Origin of the sequence: Microcoleus sp. A2-C3 (assembly GCF_036706065.1) — a bacterium.
In the GTDB taxonomy this organism is placed as follows: Bacteria; Cyanobacteriota; Cyanobacteriia; order Cyanobacteriales; family Microcoleaceae; genus Microcoleus.
Genome location: NZ_JAUBVX010000057.1, coordinates 22,284 through 41,058, shown reverse-complemented (window position 1 = coordinate 41,058; position 18,775 = coordinate 22,284). Strand labels below are relative to the sequence as shown.

13 protein-coding genes are annotated in these 18,775 nt (G+C 45.3%); 2 read left to right on the top strand and 11 right to left on the bottom strand.

Features of this window, described 5'->3' with window-relative positions; translation table 11 throughout:
* Window positions 1-566 precede the first annotated feature (566 nt).
* The 6 genes from ctaD to QUB66_RS24515 form a co-directional block, all read right to left on the bottom strand.
* Window positions 567-2,240 carry a cytochrome c oxidase subunit I gene (ctaD, locus tag QUB66_RS24540; RefSeq protein WP_332970015.1) on the bottom strand — a complete coding sequence of 558 codons (1,674 nt, stop codon included), beginning with the start codon at window positions 2,238-2,240 and terminating at the stop codon, window positions 567-569.
* A gap of 295 nt (window positions 2,241-2,535) precedes the next feature.
* On the bottom strand, window positions 2,536-3,453 hold the full coding sequence (locus QUB66_RS24535) for a cytochrome c oxidase subunit II (protein ID WP_332970016.1): 918 nt from the start codon (window positions 3,451-3,453) through the stop codon (window positions 2,536-2,538).
* A gap of 161 nt (window positions 3,454-3,614) precedes the next feature.
* Entirely contained in the window at window positions 3,615-4,220 is a 606-nt protein-coding gene (locus tag QUB66_RS24530; RefSeq protein ID WP_332970017.1) for a DUF2231 domain-containing protein, read from the bottom strand.
* Window positions 4,217-4,711, bottom strand: coding sequence for a DUF2231 domain-containing protein (locus tag QUB66_RS24525; RefSeq protein WP_332970018.1), 495 nt, complete (start codon window positions 4,709-4,711; stop codon window positions 4,217-4,219). Before QUB66_RS24525 ends, QUB66_RS24530 begins: the two co-directional genes overlap by 4 nt.
* Before the next feature lie 424 nt (window positions 4,712-5,135).
* Window positions 5,136-7,766 carry an MGH1-like glycoside hydrolase domain-containing protein gene (locus tag QUB66_RS24520; protein ID WP_332970019.1) on the bottom strand — a complete coding sequence of 877 codons (2,631 nt, stop codon included), beginning with the start codon at window positions 7,764-7,766 and terminating at the stop codon, window positions 5,136-5,138.
* A gap of 39 nt (window positions 7,767-7,805) precedes the next feature.
* Entirely contained in the window at window positions 7,806-8,618 is an 813-nt protein-coding gene (locus QUB66_RS24515; protein ID WP_332970020.1) for an SDR family oxidoreductase, read from the bottom strand.
* Window positions 8,619-9,076: 458 nt separating this feature from the next.
* Here QUB66_RS24515 and QUB66_RS24510 point away from each other — a divergent pair, with 458 nt between their 5' ends.
* The gene (locus tag QUB66_RS24510; protein ID WP_442923317.1) at window positions 9,077-10,438 is read left to right on the top strand and encodes an NAD(P)/FAD-dependent oxidoreductase; all 1,362 of its coding nucleotides are present in this window, start codon (window positions 9,077-9,079) and stop codon (window positions 10,436-10,438) included.
* 58 nt (window positions 10,439-10,496) lie between these two features.
* Here QUB66_RS24510 and QUB66_RS24505 read toward each other — a convergent pair whose 3' ends face one another.
* From QUB66_RS24505 to QUB66_RS24485, 5 genes are all read right to left on the bottom strand, one after another.
* Complete coding sequence (locus QUB66_RS24505; RefSeq protein ID WP_332970022.1) at window positions 10,497-11,480, bottom strand: VOC family protein; 984 nt, start codon at window positions 11,478-11,480, stop codon at window positions 10,497-10,499.
* 377 nt (window positions 11,481-11,857) lie between these two features.
* A complete protein-coding gene (locus QUB66_RS24500; RefSeq protein WP_332970023.1) occupies window positions 11,858-13,534 on the bottom strand; it encodes a dynamin family protein in 1,677 nt (558 codons plus the stop codon).
* A 124-nt stretch (window positions 13,535-13,658) separates the two neighbouring features.
* Window positions 13,659-15,737 carry a dynamin family protein gene (locus QUB66_RS24495; protein WP_332970024.1) on the bottom strand — a complete coding sequence of 693 codons (2,079 nt, stop codon included), beginning with the start codon at window positions 15,735-15,737 and terminating at the stop codon, window positions 13,659-13,661.
* A gap of 140 nt (window positions 15,738-15,877) precedes the next feature.
* Window positions 15,878-16,216: a hypothetical protein gene (locus QUB66_RS24490; RefSeq protein WP_265239542.1), complete on the bottom strand. Its 339-nt coding sequence runs from the start codon at window positions 16,214-16,216 to the stop codon at window positions 15,878-15,880.
* A 195-nt stretch (window positions 16,217-16,411) separates the two neighbouring features.
* Entirely contained in the window at window positions 16,412-16,933 is a 522-nt protein-coding gene (locus QUB66_RS24485) for a pentapeptide repeat-containing protein (protein WP_332970025.1), read from the bottom strand.
* A 228-nt stretch (window positions 16,934-17,161) separates the two neighbouring features.
* On the opposite strand from QUB66_RS24485, the gene QUB66_RS24480 reads away from it, so the two are divergent.
* Window positions 17,162-18,700: a SagB/ThcOx family dehydrogenase gene (locus tag QUB66_RS24480; RefSeq protein ID WP_332970026.1), complete on the top strand. Its 1,539-nt coding sequence runs from the start codon at window positions 17,162-17,164 to the stop codon at window positions 18,698-18,700.
* Window positions 18,701-18,775: the final 75 nt, after the last annotated feature.

The following is an 18,775-nucleotide window of genomic DNA, read 5'->3' as shown; positions in this document are numbered from 1 at the left end:
ATTAGCATTTTGTAGGGGCGGGTTTAGCTAAGAATATATGATACAAATGACTAAAAACATGGCAAAACCCGCCCTCATTCTCATTCAGTAGTCATTAGTCATTAGCATTTTGTAGGGGCGGGTTTAGCTAAGAATATATGATACAAATGACTAAAAACATGGCAAAACCCGCCCTCAGTCATTGGTCATTAGTCATTGGTCATTCGTCATTAGTTATTCGTCATTAGTTATTAGTCATTGGTCATTAAGCTGTTAGTCATTTAAATTTATTGCCTCAACCCCTTGCAGTATGGGGTCTAGCCCACCAATAGTGCAGTTTGAATGTCGAACAGCTTAGTTATTAGTCATCAGTCATCAGGAAGAAAATACCTCTAGCATTCAATCGATTTTAATGCTTGAAAATATCGGCGTTATAGCGGTTATCAAAAAAGTTAGGATAGCCCTATGCCCTATGCCCTATGCCCTATGCCCTATGCCCTATGCCCTATGCCGTTCGCGTACCTCATCTTTTTGAGAAAGGCTATAATCTGTGTTTATCCGCCTGAAATCAGCGGTTGCAATTGCAGCTATTCTTGAGTAGAAGCCTGGGTAATGCGATCGGGAGAATCGACATAGTGGTACGGCGGCAAAGTCACAATCGGAATCTGGGCAAAATTCTCAACAGGCGGCGGCGAAGAAACAGTCCACTCCAACCCCGTAGCGTGCCAAGGATTGTTAGTTGCTTTCGGGCCCTGCAACGCGGAAACTACCATATTGACGATAAAAGGCAGCGTCGATACCCCCAGCAGAAATCCCCCCAAACTGGCAATGACGTTCAAGCCTTGGTATTGCGGATCGTAGGAAGCAACCCGGCGCACCATCCCTTGCAAGCCCAACGGGTGCATCGGAAAGAAAGTCAGATTAGCGCCGATAAAAGTCAGCCAGAAGTGGATTTTGCCCCAGCCCTCGGCGTACATCCGCCCAGTCATCTTGGGAAACCAGTAGTAAATTGCTCCAAAAATCGCAATTGTGATGGTGTTGAACACAATGTAGTGGAAGTGGCCGACTATAAAATAAGTATTATTTACGTGCAGATTAAAAGGCACTGCCCCCAGCATAACGCCCGTGATGCCGCCGAACAGAAACATGACTACCCCACCCAAGGCAAACAGCATCGGCGTTTCCAAGTGCAGCTTTCCGCCCCAAACGGTAGCAGTCCAAGCGAATACCTTAACGCCAGTCGGCACGGCGACTAACATGGTGGAGAACATGAACAACATCCGCATCCAGCCGGGAGTGCCGCTGGCGAACATATGGTGTACCCAAACGAAGATGCTGAGTAGAGAAATTGCAAAGGATGCGATCGCTACGGATTTATAGCCAAACAAAGGGTTGCGGGAAAAAGCCGGCAAAATCTCCGAGAAAATACCGAAGGCCGGCAGCGCCATCACGTAAACTGCGGGGTGCGAGTAAAACCAGAATAAGTGCTGGTAGAGAATCGGGCTACCTTCGTTAAAAGGATCGAAAAAGGTTGTCCCCAAGGCTAAATCGAACAACATCAGCACCGCAGCGGCAGTCAGGGCTGGTAGACAAAATAGTTGCAGCAACTGGGCGCTCAAAACCGTCCACACAAAGATTGGCATTCGGAACCAAGTCATGCCCGGTGCTCGCATTCTGACGATCGTCGTTACGAAGTTAATTCCCCCCATAATCGACGAAATGCCTAGCAGCGCCACACTCACCAGCCAGATAAATTGGCCGTTGATTAAATCGCCTGACGGGTTCTGGATGCTGACCGGCGGGTAAGACCACCAGCCGGCCTGGGCGGTGCCGCTGGGTAGCAAGAAGCTGGAAATCAGCAGGATGCCTGCGAAGGGAATTATCCAGAAGGAGATGGCATTGAGGAGGGGAAACGCCATGTCCCGCGCCCCGATCATCAGCGGTATCAGGTAGTTGCCTAGACCCACCATGCAGGGGAAAACCCACAGGAAGATCATTATTGTCCCGTGCATGGTGAATAAGCCATTGTACAGCGGGCGATCGACTAGATTTAATGCTGGAGTGATCAGTTCGGCGCGTATAATCATCGAGAATAAACCCGCGATTAAAAAGAAGATAAAAGCAGTAATTAGGTACTGAATGCCGATAACTTTGTGATCTTTGCTGAAGCTGATGTAGCGCCGCCAATCAATCGGATTTTCGCTGCGATCGCTTTCACGATCGCCACCGTTGGCTATGTTTTCAATCGAGTTATTTGTCATTTTTCAGTTGTTAGTTATTAATCAAGAGAAAATTCTGTTTTTTGCCGAATAGTTCGATCACTTGGGAGCATCTGGTGTTTTGCATTGATATATCAATACGGTTCACTTAACATATTTATGCCCCGGAGATCCCCCTAAATCCCCCTTAAGAAGGGGGACTTTGATCGGAATCTTGTCCCCCCCTTTTTAAGGGGGGTTAGGGGGGATCTGTCTTAAATGAACCGTATTGATTTATATATAATAGTGCGATCGTCCTCGCTCGCGTATTTTATTGCAATGCAGGAGATGCTCCCGATCAGTTGGGATGATTCACCACAGGAGGCGCAGCCGGTTTCACAGTTGGCCAGAAGCTGCCTCTGGCGTTCTGCACTTGCTTTGTGTGTTCGGAAACCGCCTGATTGCTTGCAGCAGTTGGCGATTGTGTCGCAGCTTTGGTCAGCCAGCGATCGTAAGCTGCGGGGGATTCAACGTACACATCCGCATCCATTAGGGCAAAGTAAGTACCGCTGAATTGAGAATCTCTCAACCGATATTTGCCTTCTCGGATCGGCGCAAACACAAAATTAATACTGCGGTTGGGAATGATATCTTGCTTGATGCGGAATTCAGGAACGTAGAAACCGTGAATAACATCTAGTGATTGCAATGTCAGCCGCACATTTTGATTAACTGGTAGGTGCAATTCTGTACTGGTAACATTCTGGCGCGGATAGCGGAAAGACCAAGACCACTGTTTAGCAATTACCTCAATATTTTCAGCAACTGGTTTAGGATTGTTGTTGTTTTCCGTGGGTTTGCTGGCGGCATAAACAGGTTCTTCTAGAGCCATGTGCAAGTGGGCGATCGGCGTCAAACCTTGGATGTTGATTTTCTGATAAATCATGTAGCTTTGAGCGGCAATCCACGTCACTAACAACACCGGAACCACTACCCAAAGAATCTCAATTTTCCAATTTCCCCTCGCAGGATGACCGTGGCTGAAGTCTCCTTTCGGGGCGCGGGAAGTGAGGATAGAATAGAGGATAATGGCAGCAATTCCGATAAAAATAAACGTTCCGATCGACACCAAGAAGCTAAACAGATTGTCAACTTGTTTGGCTTCTGCTGTTCCCTGACTGGGCATCCAAGAATAGGCCTGCTGTCCCACCCAGTGGCTGGCTATCATATCTAAGGCGATCGCGATCGCCAATAGCAAGCTATTAAAAATTTTCATAATTTTGCATCTTTTAAATAAGACCGGGCGGTTGAAACCGCGTCTACACAGACAAAACCCGGATGGTGCGCGGGTTGAAGAATGCGCGGTTAACATTTCTTGATGTTCTTCCGTCCGCGGAGGCGGACATCGTTTGTGTAGACGCGGTTTCAACCGCCGTCTTATCTAGGATTTAATCCCTGTCGGAGCAAACCCGCAGCGGTATTGTGAATCCCAAACTGGTCTCCCATGTGTGCTCCCAGCGTCCCGTGAACGAATAGTAAACCCAGCATGACAACCCCTGCTAGCAAATAGCTCCACTGCACTTGTCTGCTGGCTTCTTTGCGCCAGCGGTAGCGCTGAAACCCCCTCCACACGGTCAGAGCCACGATCGCCCCCAACAGCAAAACTCCGCCCAAACCGTGCAATAGCATCGTCGGCGCAGCACCCAATCCCCACGCACTCTTGACATTCGCCGGGGGGTCTGCGAGCAGAATCTCGAAAAATCCGGCTGCTACAGTAAAAAATGTGACGATCGCACTTGCCACCAAATTGTACCAGCCCACATCATAAAAGCCCGATCGGAGCGCAGGGATTGCCAAAAATTTCAATATCGGTCTTTCTAACGCAAAAAGATTTCCTGCTATATCAAACAAGATGGCAATTATAAACAAACCAAGGGTAAAATGCACCAAATTCGGATGAATTGGCACTTCGTAGGGCAGTCTATTTGCACCTAGCTTGAACCCCAATTGATCTACAAGTTGCTGCACAAGTTGCGAATTCATTGCAAAATCCCTCTTTTCGTCGCTTCAACAATCGGCTCTACGTGCAACCCGTAAACCCAAACCAGCCGAGTTCCCAGATATGTTTGAAATAAAACCAAGCAACTCAAAAAAGTTGTCGCCCCCAGATAAGCCGGCGGTACTTTCAAGGGATTGCGCCTGCGAATTACAAAGCGCCAACCCATAATTCCCGCCAGAATTGTCGCCAGTGACCATCCCGTAATCGTGTGCAAATTCAGTATCGGCTTAACCACCTCGTAAGGTTGCGACAAACCAGCTTCAAACTGACCGAACATCACAGCTAGGAATATGGAAACTGTCGCCACAAACAAGTTCCAGAAACTCACCTCAAACAAGCGGTGATTGCGAGTGAAATATCCCACAACGTCGCAGAAAAACGAGAAAATTACCATCGCAATTACAAAGTGGACAAGAATCGGATGGAGCGGATCTGGGTAAGGTAGATTTTCGCTATTGAGAGGTAGAGCAGGCATTGGTTTGTCCTTACGGAATCAGTAAATTATATCATCTCCAATCAATTGTCAAGTATCAACAATTCACAGGTTCGTAGTGAGGAGTTTAGTCCTTATAGCAATTCTAAATGAGTCGTAAACTTTTTACCCCACCCCAACCCTCCCCTTAGCAAGGGGAGGGAGTAAGAAATTCACAAATGATTTAGGATTGCTATATAATTGCGGGCTAAAGTCCTCACTACAAACCAATCTTGTCTTTATGGTTAGAGGGCAATACGGTTTGCTGAAAATTGCCAATTTCATATCTAATACCATTTTTCTAAAGATGTGGTATGGATGAAGTTTTAGCTCCCCCCCTTAATAAGGGGGGGTTGGGGGGGGGTAATATCTAGCGCTACTTTATGAAATTGGTATAAATATCGATTTAAACAAAACATTGTTAGCTTCATGGTTTGTCACTCACTTGCTGGATCAGTTTCGCCACCACAGCAGTCCATCCCGTCTGGTGAGACGCGCCCAATCCTGCACCGTTGTCGCCGTGAAAGTATTCGTGAAACAAAATCAAATCCTGCCAGTGAGGATCGTTTTGAAACTTTTCCAAACCGCCATAGACTGGTCTTTTACCATCTTTACCTCTGAGAAAAATGCTATTGAGTCGCTGCTCTAATTGCAAGGCAACTTCCCATAAATTCATCATAATTCCAGAGCCAGTAGGAAATTCTACTTTGAAGTCATCACCGAAATAATGGTAATATTTTTGCAACGATTCAATTAATAAGAAATTCAACGGAAACCAAATCGGGCCGCGCCAGTTTGAGTTGCCACCAAATTGCTCAGTCGTAGACTCAGCAGGCTCATAGTCTACCTGATATTTAATGCCATCCCACTCAAAAATAAACGGATGTTCTAAATGATAGCGAGAGAGGGAACGGATGCCGTAAGGGGAGAGAAATTCATTTTCATCTAGCAGCCTTTTGAGGACGCGCTGCAATCCTTCGGGGGTGGTAATTGAAAGCAGCCTACGCTCACCGACTCCGGGAATTTCCATACAAGCAATATTATTTGTCAGTTCCGGGCGGTTCTTCATAAACCAATCGATTTGCTCTTTAAATCCCGGCACTATTTCTAATAAGTCACTTTCCAGGGTATCGACGGCAAATAGTAGCGTCATCCCCACCATTGAGCGGACTTTTAGCAAGGAACATTCACCGTTAGGCTGAGACAGGGCATCGTAATAAAACCCATCTTCCTCATCCCACAAACCGATTTTTTGGGAACCAACATGGTTGACAGCATCGGCTATGTGAAGGAAGTGTTCAAAAAATTTGATCGCCATGTCCGAGTAAACTTGATCTTCGCGGGCAAGTTCTAAGGCGATTGCTAACATATTTAACGAAAACATTCCCATCCATGCAGTACCATCTGCTTGTTCCAAATGGCCGCCAGTTGGCAAGGGTTTACTGCGGTCAAATACCCCAATATTATCTAAGCCTAAAAAGCCACCTTGAAACAAATTTGCACCTTGCGGATCTTTGCGGTTTACCCACCAAATAAAATTGAGCAGCAGTCTGTGAAACATCCGTTCTAGGAAGTCCCGATCGCCTTTACCTACTCGCTTTTGTTCAATTTTATAAACTCGCCATGCCGCCCAAGCTTGCACGGGTGGGTTAACATCTCCAAACGCCCATTCATAGGCCGGAATTTGACCGTTTGGGTGCATATACCACTGGCGAGTTAGCAGCAGCAATTGGCGCTTGGCAAAATTGGGATCGATTAAGGCGATCGGTATGCAGTGAAATGCCAAATCCCAGGCTGCAAACCAAGGATATTCCCATGTATCTGGCATGGAAATGACTTCTTCTGCATAGAAGTTTCGCCAGTCCGAATTGCGACCATTTAAACGCTGCGTCGGCGGTATTTGTTCTGCTGGATCGCCTCGCAACCAAGTGCAAACATCGTAGGCGTAAAACTGTTTAGTCCACAATAAGCCAGCAAAGGCTTGACGCTGTACGTTGCGGACATCTTCCTCAAGATTTGGAGTTAGGGATTCGTAAAATTCATCGGCTTCTTTTTGCCTTTGAATGAAGGTGTCTGCAAACTCTTGGCTAAAAGGATTGTTGGTATAAACATCAGTAAATCTGAGTTGAATAACTGCGGTTTCTCCTGGATCAATTTTTAGGTGATAGCGGGCGGCAGCTTTAGTACCAATTTGAGCGGGATTGACAGCTTCTTGGCGATTGTGAACGATTAATTCGTGGAAAGCATCTTTAACATAAGGTGAGGTATTGGCGACACCGTAGAGGCGCTGTAGGTTGGTTTCATTTTCAGTAAATAACAGGGGAGGATTGTCTTGACAAAATAGCCAGCGATCGCCATATTTTGGATGGTGAGCTTTGATAACTCCATCGCCCGATCGAGCCACATACGCTGATTTTTTGCTATCAGTCCAAGACCAAGTATTGCGAAACCATAAAGTCGGCAATAAGTCAAGGGTTGCTGTTTCTGAACCTCGGTTAGTAGTGCTGATCCGAATGCAAATATCTTCTGGGGATGCTTTGGCGTATTCAGCAACGATGTCGAAATAGCGATCGCCCTCAAAAATTCCTGTATCCATCAACTCAAATTCTGGTTGAGATTTGTCGCGCCTAGCATTTTCCTCAACCAACAAGGTATAAGGATATGCTTGCTGCGGATATTTGTACAGCCAGCGCATATAAGAATGAGTTGGGGTATTGTCTAAATAAAAGTAGTATTCTTTGACATCTTCTCCGTGATTTCCTTGACTGTTTGTAAGTCCAAATAAACGCTCTTTCAAAATAGGATCTCGGCCGTTCCACATTGCTAACGCCAAGCAAAGTTGACCGTGGCGATCGCAAAATCCCCCTAATCCATCTTCACCCCAGCGGTAGGCGCGCGATCGCGCCGCATCGTGAGGGAAATACTCCCAAGCCGTACCGTTGGGCGAATAATCTTCGCGGACTGTTCCCCACTGGCGATCGCTTAAATAAGAACCCCAGCGGTTCCAGTGCGCTTTCATTTCGCTGTTTTCTTGAATTCGTTTCTGTTCAGCATCCATTGCAGTTATCCGAGAATATTTCAGATTGCATAATCTCGATTAGCCGCCGGCAGCAAACCCTGGATACAACGTCATGCCGCCATCCACAAATAGCGTTTCACCGCAGACATAATCCGAGTCATCAGAAGCAAGCCAAACAGCAGCTTTAGCGATATCTTCTACTTCTCCCACTCTATTATAAGGAATAAGTTTTAATAACTTTGCTTCGGCTTCTGGTGTATTCCATGCTGATGTATTGATTGGTGTTTTGATAGCCCCTGGCGCAATACTATTAACTCGAATTCTCTGGGGTGCGAGTTCTTGAGCAATACTCCGCATCATCATATTAATACCGCCTTTACTAGCAGCATAGTTGACGTGACCCGCCCAAGGAATTACCTCATGTACTGAACTCATGCAAATAATTTTGCCCGCAGCGGCAGAAATATGAGGTTGTACGCCCCGCCGTATAAATTCTTTGGCAGCTTCGCGAGCACACAAAAACTGTCCGGTTAGGTTGACTCCAATGACCAGATTCCAGTGGTCGAGTGTCATTTCTGTAAAGGGCGAATCTTTTTGCAGACCTGCGTTATTAACCAGAATGTCGATCGTACCAAATTCCTCGATCGCCTGATGGAACATAGCCTTAACTTCGTCTTCTTTGCTAACGTCGGCACCAATGGCGATCGCTTCTGCACCCCCGGCTTTGATATCCTCGACAATTTTCTGCGCGTCTTCAGCTTCCGAGTGGTAATTGACTGCAACAGATGCGCCTGCTAGAGCTAAAGCACGGGCGATCGCTTCGCCGATACCAGAACTTCCGCCCGTTACCAGAGCTTTTTGGCCTTTAAGAAGCTCAGGGGAAAAGCTCATATTTTTTCTCCGTCATTTTGAAAATTTATTAGACATTTATTATATAGACTCTATTTGTCAAATTGATAACAAACTTTTGTCAAATTTGTAATAAAAATAGCTACTATAAGAAATTGCTTTAGTTCAAACTCTTGCTAATTATAGCGTCTAGTCATTTTAAACAAAAATTTATTTATGCCTTAAGAAGTATATAGTTTAAAATTATGTCTTTCTTAAGGCAGATACCTTTGAATAACTATTACCTCTAATATCATGTCCTGTCGATTAACCGCAGTAAGATTAGTTCCTATTGCGGAGTTGGGTTCTCCACAGGGAGCTTGCTGGAGGGCGGACTGCAAACCTTTTTTGCGATCGTAATCGACCAAAGGCGATCTAAGTTGAAGTTAGTTAGAATCAAGCAGCATTTTTGTATAATAATTAGTACATCAAGAAAATTATCAAATTTAATAAACAGTATGATGAACAACACAATCTATCAAACTGTAATTGTAGGTGGCGGCTTTGCTGGACTATTTACAGCTTTGCACTTGAGCCACCAACACTATCCCCGTTCTGTAATTTTGATCGAAAAAGAGGATCGCTTTTCCTTTAAGCCGTTACTTTACGAATATTTTAGTGGCGAAATGGGTGCAGAAGAAGTTTGGCCGCGCTATGAGGAATTGCTAAAAGGTAGCGGTGTAATTTTTGTTAAAGATGCCGTTCAATCGATTGATTTGCAACAGCGGTTAGTCAAAGTAACATCGGGAGATTCCTACAATTACAGCAATTTAGTTTTGGCGTTAGGTAGCGTTACAGGATATTTTGGCGTTGAGGGTGCGCGAGAAAATGCGTTCCCTCTCCGTACCGGAGAAGATGCGATCGCCATTGACAAACACCTGCGCGACTGCTTGCAACAAGCTCTTCAGATTCAAGATGCAGAAAAGCGGCGCAAATTCCTGACTGTCACCGTCATAGGTGCTGGACCTTCTGGCGTAGAAATGGCCGGTACATTAGGCGATTTACTGCCTAATTGGTATGCTGCTATGGGTGGCAATGCAGAGGAAGTGCGGGTCCTTTTAGTCAATCACGGCGAGCAAATCCTTGATAACGATATTAACAGTCACCTGCGCGAAATTGCGAAAAATGCTCTGCAAAAACGCACTGTACCTGTAGAATTTATTATGGAGGCAAAAGCGACTGCTATTCGCCCCAACGAAGTAGAATATCAGCGCCACGGACAGGCGGAAACTTTATCAACAGCTACAGTAATTTGGACTACAGGAACTAACATTAATTCGCTGATTAAAGGTTTAGAAATTTCTGAGGAATCCCGAGACAAACACGGCCGCCCTTTAGTGAACCCTACACTACAATTGCTAGATTTTCCAGAAGTTTTTGCTGGTGGAGATTGTGCCGCAGTGCAAGGCAATTCTTTACCTCCCACCGCTCAAGTTGCTTATCAGCAGGGAGCTGCAATCGCTCATAATTTGAATGCTCTGGCTTTAGGAAATGAGCTAAAACCTGCGGAAGTTAACCTGCGGGGAACGCTGTTAAAACTAGGGATAGAAGAAAGTGTGGCTAACATTTACAATAGCTTTGAAGTTACCGGAGAGGTCGGTCATTTAATTCGCCAAGGTACTTATTTAGAGTTATTACCCACTCCCGTTCATAATTTAAAAGTAACAGGGGAATGGCTAAAAGATGAAATTTTTGATCGCCACTTGCACCCGATTAACACTGCGGAGGTGATTAAATGGGTTGGCGGTGCGGTAGTAGGTGTTGTCGTCGCCAGAAAATTGATGCAAATGTTAGGAGACAGCAAAGAACACACGGATACTTAAGGGCTAAAAATTAGAAAGATTGGGAGATAGCTTAATTTGTTAGTGGTGATTATGAACACTACGGAGTGGCTATTTGGGATGTCAGTAAGATTGCGTGTCCGTCAGGATCTTTGACGAGGCAACTTTGGCGGGAAAAACTGGAATTATCTCCAAATTGCACGATCTGCTGCGAGATCAACTCAACTTTATTTTGCCGCAGGCTTTCCAATAGTCGATCGAGATCGTTAACAATTAGTTGGACTTGCAGGTGAGCGATATCGCAACTTTTCCAATCCCTCGGTATGGGGCGGCCTTTTGGAGTAACTAAATAGTCTAATAGTTCAAGTCCTAAACCGCCTTGAATCGGCCGCAGTGCGGTGATTTTGACTTTAGCTTCTGGCAAATTATCGAGGCGAACTTGGGTTTCGCCTTGGTTGAGGCTACCTCCCTTAACTTGCATTCCCAGTAAGTCGCGGTAAAAGTGGAGACTTTGCTCGGTGTTGCTAATCGCGATCGCACTGTGATCGATTCCTAAAAAGCAGCGATCGCCCTTTTGATGCCACTTTTCTTGTCCTTTGTCCTCCGGGAACCAAATTAGCTCTAAATTGTGGCCGTCAATGTCTTTAAATTTAAAAGCTCGCACGCCAGCAGCTTCTTGATTTTCCGGCGGTATTGTTTGGGGTGCAGTGGAGATGGGGTGAATGGGAAAAGAGCGCAGGTGTGCAAAAGCGCGATCGATGTCACTGACTGCAATTGCCAAATGTTGAAACCACAAATCATTACTTTGGGAATCTTTGGGGATGGGTTTTCCCTCAACGTTCAGATATTCCATCAACTCAATTTGTTCATCTCCAAGCTGCAAAGTAACAATGCGGATTTTTGCCCCGTCAACACCTTCGATCTCGCTGTATTTTTGCCCTTCAACCGTAATATCCGAAACAAATTCAAAGCAAAGCGCTTTGGTATAAAACTCCTGGGAGCGATCGGCATTTGTCACCGTCAATGCAATAGCTCGAATTTTCTGCACTTGTAGAGGAGAATTATTCATAAACTTTAGAGTCATTTATCTCAATTTCACGCCGATCCGAAGATTGCAGCCAGATGCGAAAAAACTTGGGGAAAATTTCCTAATACCTCGCCGCTCGACCCCGCTTGTTCGGCCTCAAATTTTAATTATTTCTCACAGCCTAGCATTTTAAATACAACAATAGCATTATGTCCTTGGAAAGATGCGATCGCCCTGCTGCCTCCCTAGGATTGTAAGAGTTGAAAGCTTAGAGTGCACAGATTGTCTGGTAGATATAGCAATCCTAAATCAGTTGTATAATTATTGTAGGGGCAACCCCTCGTGGTTGCCCTCTTTACGCTTGCAGCGAATTGAAGCCGTCGCACCGAAAGGTATTGCTGCGGGCGATCGATATCCGGCTCCGCAAATGGCAGCTATAACCTGACTTGTATGGTTGCCAATTCTTGCTCTAAGTTCTCCGTTAAAGTATTTAATAACTGTAATTGATGCTGCTGGACATTAACTTTTAATGGCTCTTGGCTGTCTTGAAAACAGATAACTTTGGCGGCGATTTCCTTGTAGTGTTGCAGCATCGAAAAAGTATCTGTGCTGAAGCGGGCAAGATAGTTTTTAGCAGCATCATTGCAAATTTCTGCGACTTGATTGAGATAAGCTTCTGAGGATTCAGGTGGCTTTTCATACCCAGTTCTTTTGTTCAAAATATAGCTAGCACCGCCGACTACTGCGGCTCCCACAGGCCCGCCCAACAGCCAACCTAAGCCGGTGGCGATCGCCACTGGAGTCACTTCGCTGTCGATCGACCTTTTAGCAGCCGGAGCTGCCGGTGGCTCTGGTAAAGCGATTTGCGGGGCTGGTGGAAATGCGATCAAAAGGGCGATCGGCTGTTCTTTGTCAAAGAACTCGCAAGCTTTATTTACCCATTCTGCGATGGTTTGCTGCTGATTTAAGACCTCTCGCTGAAATTTTATCTTCCACGCATCAAAACTGCCTTCCTGAAGCGACAGAGCCATTTCAGATTGATATCGCTGCAAAAATGTGGGTTGATAAAGCCAAATCTCGAAGTCGGAAACGCTGGATTGAAAGCCTTTAGATATCAATTTTTCGGCTTTTTGTTTAATTTCTATTCTGTCTTTTTGCTTTTGTTGAGCTGCTGCTATTTCGGCGGCGACAGTTTCAGATTTAGCTCGCAGAGATTGACAAATCTTAATAGCTATGGCTTCTATTCTGGGCAACTTAACTGCTAGTTGTTCCTGTTGAGCTACTACAATACTTTGCAAAGCCGATTCAAACGTGGCAATTCCTGTAGTTTGAGCCGCCGCTACATCGCCTTTTAATCTCGCCCTCAACGCGGGTAAAGCATCGACGCGGTAAATATTACTGATATTATTCGGCAAGTTGGAGCGAAAACTTTCGGCAACAAACAACAATCGATTGTATACTTGTTTTTGGTCGTCTGGTTCGAGTAGATTGATAAAGTTGGCAACAAAAACGACTGTGTTGATGTTGCGATCGCTCAACCAGTCTCTCAAGTTCTCCCGTTCGCCCAAAGTCATCAATTTTCGAGCGTCCAAAACCTGCACCACTAAATCAGCAGTGAGCAATTTATCCCTAACCAAGTTATCCTGTTCTTGGCGATCGTTAGTTCCCGGCAAATCCAGCAATTCCACGCCCGTTTTCAGAAATGGGTGGGGACAGTACACATTCACGGCTGCCACATCATCGCGCATTTGCCTAGCGTCGTCGAGGATGGCGTAGCGTTTCAACACATCCGTCCCGGGTTCGCTGACTTCTGTACCGTCTTTGAGCGTGATTTTTGCGTGCAATTCATCGCCGTAGTTGACATAAATGGCGGCACCTGTAGTTGGCACAAGGTCGATCGGCAAAGCACGATTTCCCAGCAAAGCATTCAGCAAAGTTGACTTGCCGTAATTAAACGGGCCGAAGACAGCGATTTGAAAAGTTGGTTTGGCAAGATAGTCGCAGATTGAGGTTGTATCTCGGTAAAGTTGGGAGTTTTTATCTAGTTCTAGAATGCCGAGTGCTGACTTGAGATTGTTAGTTAGATCTTGATAAGTTTCGGGTTGTTGCATATTTTTTCAAGCTATTATAACATTTAAATTTAAGTTTTGCGGCGGGCAAGATGCCCACCCCACAAGAGTTGAGTTTGTAGGGTGTGCACTGCGCACCGGTTAACTTTGAACGATTAGGAAAAATTTAACTAGCGGATGCTAAGAAACATTGATAAACCGATTCAATACTCTGCGACTCGGCAGAAACATCAGCCTCCAATTTTTCCAAACGCTCAGATTCAGCCTGACAATTAATTTCGCGAGATTGCTTTTGTTGCAGCAAATTATCCAATTCAGCTTTCCGAGAGTTAATATCATCATTCATGCGATCGCCCACTTCGCGTCCATAAACATCAAAACACTCTTTCACAGCATCGTGAATTGGCTGCCACTGCTGCTCGGCAACCTGCGGCAGATACTTCACCAACTCTTTTTTCGCCGCTTTCACCAACTGTTTATGAGCTCCATCTGCTTGCAAAACCCCAATACCCATTCCCAACAAAGCCAAATACAGCGGCCCCAAAACAATCCCCGTAAAACTAGCAAAAATCGTACTAACGCCCAACACAGTAATTAAGTTGAGCAGGATATTTTTCCAGTCAAAACCCGCTCCTGCCATTGCTACGCCTGCCAGGTTTCCTGTCGTTAACGAAAACAATCCCATCGCCCATTTTGCCCAAGCTGGTGAGTTATCTTCGTTCGAGTTGCTGACTGGCGTGGGGATTGTTTGCCCGGTCAGTTTTTCGGTAATTTTTTCAGTTACTTTTGTGTAAGATGCTCCGTAATTTGCTGCACTTTGTGACAACTGCGAAAATGCTGAATTCATCTCTTGTTCAGCGGTGAGAGTCCAAGCTGCTAGTTTGTCGTTGATGTACTGCTCGAATGCTCGTTTGAGCGATGCTTCAAAGGCTTCTCGCTTGTCTTGGCTGAAGAAATCCAGAAATCTCAGTTCCGGTTGATACCGCAAAAAGTCGGTTTCAAAGGTATGTTCTAAGTTGAGAACGTAGGCGCGGAAAGAATCTGCGATCGCCCGCGATTTACTATCTCTAACTCGGCTAATTTCTTGTTGAAATTCATCGCGAATCTGAGTCAGCTTCTTAAACTCCGGTTCAACTGAATTAATCTTATCCTTCAACTCATTGACATCGCGATCGAGCAATGGTAAGCGCCGTCCAACAGCTTCGCGGACGCGAGCAGAAATTTGACGCGCCAAAGTCCTCGCCGGACGCAATTCCGAAATCGCCCTTTCTTGGGTCAAAAATGTATTCAGTGCCGCCATAAACTCAGGAAAACCAGTTCCTGCCAAATCTGCATCCTGATTTTTGATCCGCAACCTGAGCGCCTTAATTGAGGTAATTGGAAACACTCGCTCGTCGTAAATATCGTGTCCTTCTGTTAAACAATATTCAGCCAAATTAGCTTTGAAAACCCTCCCCAGTTTCTGTTCTGCTTCTGCCATTTCTTCAGCATCATCCGGGTCAATCAAACTTTCCCGCACCTGATCCCAAGCATTGATTAGAAAGAAAATGCTCAAGCCGCGGCCTTTGATGTAATTTTCTAGATAACGTCTTTCGCCCATTGTACAAGGCTGAGTTGCCCTGAGTACGAACAAAATAGCGTGGCAGTTGTTGATGTAACCGAGAGATAATTCGTTGCGGGCTTCTGTGTCGTTCAGTCCGGGACTGTCTACTATTTCTATGCCTTTTTCTAGCAAAGGTAAGGGATATTCTACTACGGCGCAGTCGATATCTGGAAATGCTGGTTTCTTTTCTGATTCTAGGCGTTTTGCTTCGGCGGGGTCAATTGTGTAGTCATGTTTGAAACTTTTAAAATCGAGCTGTTTGGGGCTTTTGCCGTCGTTGAAATAAACGGTGACTTTTTTTTCGGAACCGTAGCGCAAAATTGTCAGCAAAGCCGTACAGGGATTGACATCGCTGGGGAGCAAGTTTTCGCCGATTAAGGCATTTAGAAAAGTGCTTTTGCCGCGTTTCATGTCGCCTAATACTAGCAGCCGGAAAACTCCTTGACGCAAGTTTTTGCTGGCGAGATTGATGTCGGCGTTGTCTGTTTCTAAGCCGAGTTTTCCTGATGCTTCGGTTCCTGCTACTTCCGATCGCTCGATGGCTGTGGCGATGTTGCTGAGGCGATCGGCAATTTCTCGGCGCACTGCGGATACTCGCTCTAAATCGTTGAGAAAGCTGCTAGTTTCTACTTTGAGGTTCATGGTTATTTTCTGATTGTTTACTACTGGGGTATTTCCAAACAAAATAATTTTGTCATGGTTTATGTAAAATTGGTTTGATGCGTTATTGATAGCGATAAGGTGCGCAGTGCAAACCTGCAATAACTACAATACCCTGCCAGTTATTTTTTAGAGTTCTTATCTTCAAACAATATTTTGTAACCAATCAAAGCAATTGCTCCAACCAGTACCGCAGTTCCCAGCCAAGATGCTACGCGAATCGCAACCAGCGCGACAATTGCCAGACCTGTAAATTGAGTGATTGCTATAATTTTTCGACGCCATATTTTGAGTTTTGCCTGAGGATCGCTATCTGGTTCTTCGTACTTTCTCGTTATATGTTCTGGCACCGATTTTTCGATTTCTGCTTCTAGTTCGCGAAGTCGAAGTTCTTGTTCTCGTTTTCTAAGTTGTTGTTCTTTGTGTCGGAGTTCTCTGGCTTTTTCATCTGGATCATTCATAGATTTGACCGTTTTTTATGTGGAAATATGTGTTGTTGATTGTCAATATTGCAGAGAGATAAGTTCTCTACGATTCTAACTCACATTGTCAGCGGTGTCGAGAAATGTTAAAAAATGTCAAAAAGGACGATTCCCTACGGGATAGCTACGCTTCACGCCCTTTTCGGCCGATCGCCCAAACGCATTGCTGCGAAATCAATATCCTTCGGGGCCGATGGTAGTGCGATCGCACTCAGCGTCGGACAAATCCACCAAGCGCGATCGAAAGAAGTTGCAGCCAGCCAATTGAGCTTTGGTTAACTTTGCTTTCTCCAAATTAGCTCTCTGCAAATCGGCATATCTCAAATCGGCATTGGTCAAATCTGCATTGTACAAATCCGCACCTTGTAAATTCGCTTTTTGCAAATTAGCACCTTGCAAATTGGCGTGGCGTAAATTTGCTCTTGATAAATTAGCTCCCCTCAAATTAGCTTCCGACAAGTTGGCTTGATAAAGTTGAATATCGCCTAATTCAGCATCCTGCAACTGAGTTTTGTAAAGATTGGCTTGAGTCAGATTTCCGTAGGGCAAATAAGCTCGCCTCAAAACGCTACCAGAAAGGTTTATTTCTGCCAGATCTGCTTGAAACAAGTTATCTCCACTTAAGTCTACAGCGTCAAAATTTCGCTTGCCTTCAGAATACTGAGCGAGCAATTGCTCAGCGCTTAGCTTTTGCATTTTCATCTGTTTGTGAGGACAGCTATAGCAGCTAATCCATAACGATAATTAGTTGTTATTGTTTTGCGTATTTATACTTAGGCAACTCTTATGTTAAGCTTGTGTAACAACGATCGCATTTTTTCTAAGATTTTTTTTATATTTGTAAATTTCTGCGTTGCTAGACCATGCTTGCCGTCAGTAATGTCAAGATCGATCGACAAACCAAAGCCCATCCTCTACTGAAATATGCCAGAACTTCCCATTTCCATTGCTCAGCACTACCACGAACGGACGAAATACGATCCTGAAACCATTGCTGCCAAAAGCAGACAGCTAGATTGGACAGAGCAACCCGTACCCTTCAAAGAATATAAAATTGGAGCGTATTTTGACCTCAAGCCTCACCTAAAAGACCCCTCAGATGATCCAAATGCCGCTCCCGATGCCGGTTGGTGGCATCGGTTGTCTAGCTTGTTGCTGTGCAGCTACGGGCTGACGGCGAAGGTGCAGACGGTAGATGAAAGCTACCTGTATTTGCGATCGGCACCGTCGGCGGGCGGGCTCTACCCAGCAGAAGTTTATTTAATCTCCCGTGGCACGCCACATTTGCCGGCGGGGCTCTACAATTATCAGTGTAGAACTCATACGCTGGTTCATTTTTGGGACAGTCAAGTTTGGCCGGCGTTGCAAACAGCTTGTTTTGGATCGCCAGTGCTAGAAAATACCCAATTGGCGATCGCAATTACGACTGTTTTCTTCCGTTCTTCTTGGCGTTACGAAGACCGAGCTTATCGACGAATTTTCCTAGACACTGGTCATTTATTGAGCAATATCGAGTTAGCTTGCGCCGTCAACGATTACCGACCTCACCTGATTGGAGGATTTGCCGACGAAGCTATCAATCAATTACTGTACATCGACTCGGAACAAGAAGGAGCGATCTGTTTAGTTGCTTTAGCCGACTTGCTAGATATCGACCAAAACTTGCCAAAATTCAAAACAGCTTTGCCTGGAAAGACCACGACAGATTACCCGCAGATTTCCGAAGGTCAACTCTTAGGATACCTCCATAAAGCGACAGAGTTAGAATCAGATCCTACCGGAGTTGATGGGTGGAAATTCGATGAAAGTGAAGGCGATTTAGACGATAAATACAACTTTCCGTTTTGTACTAAAGTTTCGACGGTAACTCCTTCGATTCCTTGGGGAGTGAATCTGGAAACTTTAGAAAATACTATGCTCAAAAGGCGTTCTACCCGTGCTTATACAGGTGCTTCTTTGAGCTTGGGTGAACTGCTGGCAATGCTGGATTTTACTTACCAGCCGCAGCACTATATCGACCAAGGATTAGACGGTTATCCCGACTATTTCGATCTGAGTTTGATCGAGACTTTTATTGCTGTTTCGGGAGTGAATGGGTTGGAAGAAGGTTGTTATTATTACGCTCCGAAAGCTCAAGAATTGCGGCAAATTCGGTTTAAAAATTTCCGCAGGGAGCTACATTTTTTGTGTTTGGGGCAAGATTTGGGCAGAGATGCGGGGGCGCTGTTGTTTCATACGGCGGATTTGAACAGGGCTGTAGCAAAATATGGCGATCGGGCTTACCGATATTTGCACATGGATGCCGGTCATTTGGGCCAGAGATTGAATTTAGCAGCGGTTCAACTGCGTTTGGGTGTCAGCGGTATTGCGGGCTTTTTTGACGATCGCGTGAATGACGTTCTCGGTATTCCTACGAGTGAGGCCGTGCTTTATATTACAACGCTGGGAAGACCGCGATCGTAACTCGTTCTAGTAAATATAATATTCGTTAAATGAAATAATCCACATAAAACTGAGCGGTTGAAACCGCGTCTACAC